General features: G+C 32.7%; 1 protein-coding gene and 1 pseudogene. Both read left to right on the top strand.

Translation table 11 applies throughout. The features are described from left to right. Nucleotides 1–110 precede the first annotated feature (110 nt). Nucleotides 111–440 (top strand): hypothetical protein, encoded by a 330-nt coding sequence (locus ACFIMP_RS09890; RefSeq protein WP_375648000.1) that lies wholly within the window; start codon nucleotides 111–113, stop codon nucleotides 438–440. Further along, nucleotides 427–636 (top strand): annotated as a pseudogene (locus tag ACFIMP_RS09885) (hypothetical protein); the annotation flags it as partial. The gene ACFIMP_RS09890 and the pseudogene ACFIMP_RS09885, both read left to right, overlap by 14 nt.

Genomic DNA, 636 nt, shown 5'->3' with positions numbered 1-636 from the left:
ATTTTGTGATAAAAACCACATTGAAATTAAAAACGCTTCTATACGGTCCATTTTGAGGCAAATAAACCCATTGGTAAAGTTATGGATTTAGATAGGGGATATTAAACCAGATGTTTTTAAAAAAACGTAAACAGAAGGGGGGAAAAAAGTTCGTTGCAACGGCGGTGGGGCATGCCCCATGGGGATTAGGGGTAGCAGAGTATTTTTACAATCTTTACGAATATGATGATGGTACAAGAGAATATGAAGAATTTGACGGTGGTCAGTATCATGAGATGCCTGAGAAAGTTGATTACAGTACCAAGGCTCAAGTGAAAGCGTGGATTTATGGGGGTGGTATTCCGAAAAGCGTTCTCAATTACGAACCTCTCATAGATGAGATCAATAAAGAGATCAAAAAATTATCAAAAACCGCAGGAAATAAATATGTTTACAGATAAGCAGCTAAGAGCCTTGTTTGGTATTATAATTTTTATATTTTTATGTTTTTTAGAAATTAAAAAAAATCCCTATTTTATCCAAGGTATTTTGATATTTGCATCTTTTGGTTTGATAATAATAACAAATATTTTTGTAATTTTATGCAATTCTCATATTCCTTTTGAGTTGCAGAACAATCCAAAATATAAAGATGAT

Origin of the sequence: Bartonella sp. AP65SXKL (assembly GCF_042195725.1) — a bacterium.
GTDB lineage: Bacteria > Pseudomonadota > Alphaproteobacteria > Rhizobiales > Rhizobiaceae > Bartonella.
The sequence above is the reverse complement of the archived record's forward strand: the minus strand, read 5'-3'. Positions and strand labels throughout refer to the sequence as shown.